The organism is Bradyrhizobium sp., assembly GCF_030697065.1.
Taxonomy (GTDB): domain Bacteria; phylum Pseudomonadota; class Alphaproteobacteria; order Rhizobiales; family Xanthobacteraceae; genus Bradyrhizobium.
Map to the genome: position 1 here is coordinate 1 of NZ_JAUYQU010000006.1, position 1054 is coordinate 1054.

At 63.4% G+C, this 1054-nt stretch carries 2 protein-coding genes; both read left to right on the forward strand.

All coding sequences use genetic code 11. The features are described from left to right. On the forward strand, nucleotides 1-206 hold a 206-nt coding region (locus Q8R73_RS00340), incomplete at its 5' end, for a PhoU domain-containing protein (protein WP_305717562.1). 73 nt (nucleotides 207-279) lie between these two features. Then, nucleotides 280-984, forward strand: coding sequence for a phosphate regulon transcriptional regulator PhoB (phoB, locus tag Q8R73_RS00345; RefSeq protein WP_305717563.1), 705 nt, complete (start codon nucleotides 280-282; stop codon nucleotides 982-984). Nucleotides 985-1054: the final 70 nt, after the last annotated feature.

The following is a 1054-nucleotide window of genomic DNA, read 5'->3' on the forward strand; positions in this document are numbered from 1 at the left end:
AGCTGCTGACCTATATGATGGAAGACCCGCGCAACATCTCGTTCTGCATCCATCTGATGTTCTGCGCCAAGAACATCGAACGGATCGGCGATCACGCCACCAATATCGCGGAAACGGTGTTCTACATGATTGAGGGCCAGCAGATACTCGAAAAGCGCCCGAAGGGCGACATGACGAGTTTTGCCACTGCCGTACCGGGTAATTGAGGTCGCATTGTCGGACGAAGTGGATACCGGTTCGCGTGCGGAAAACTCAAACCAGAAGAAGGCCAGGAAGAAGATGAGTGCGCGCATTATGGTGGTGGAAGACGAGGAAGCGCTCACCACGCTGTTGCGCTACAACCTCGACGCCGAAGGCTACGACGTCGAAACCGTCGGGCGCGGCGACGACGCCGATACCAGGCTGAAGGAGCGGATCCCGGATCTCGTCGTGCTGGACTGGATGCTGCCGGGCCTGTCCGGGATCGAACTGTGCCGTCGCCTGCGGGCACGGCCGGAGACCCGGCAGTTGCCCATCATCATGCTGACCGCGCGCGGCGAGGAGAGCGAGCGGGTGCGCGGGCTCGCCACCGGCGCCGACGACTACATCGTCAAGCCGTTCTCGGTGCCGGAATTGCTGGCGCGCGTGAAAGGTCTGCTGCGCCGCGCCAGCCCCGAGCGGCTCGCTACCATGCTGGCCTATGGCGACCTCGAACTCGACCGCGAAAAGCGCCGTGTCGCGCGCTCCGGCCGGCCGATCGACCTCGGCCCGACCGAGTATCGCCTGCTGGAATTCTTCCTCGAACATCCCGGCCGGGTGTTCAGCCGCGAGCAACTGCTCGACAGTGTCTGGGGCCGCGACATCTATATCGACGAGCGCACCGTCGACGTCCATATCGGCCGCCTGCGCAAATTGCTCAACCCCGGCGGCGAGCAGGACCCGATCCGCACCGTGCGCGGCGCGGGCTACGCGCTGGACGATAGGTTCGCGAAGGCGGCGGAGTAAAACTCCGCTGTCGTCCCTGCGAACGCAGGGACCCATACCGCGTGATCTATCGGTGAGAACTAGTTCGGTT

Bases quoted from the DNA above. Each gene is read 5' to 3' on its own strand.
- phoB (WP_305717563.1), top strand. From the start codon at position 280: ATGAGTGCGCGCATTATGGTGGTGGAAGACGAGGAAGCGCTCACCACG.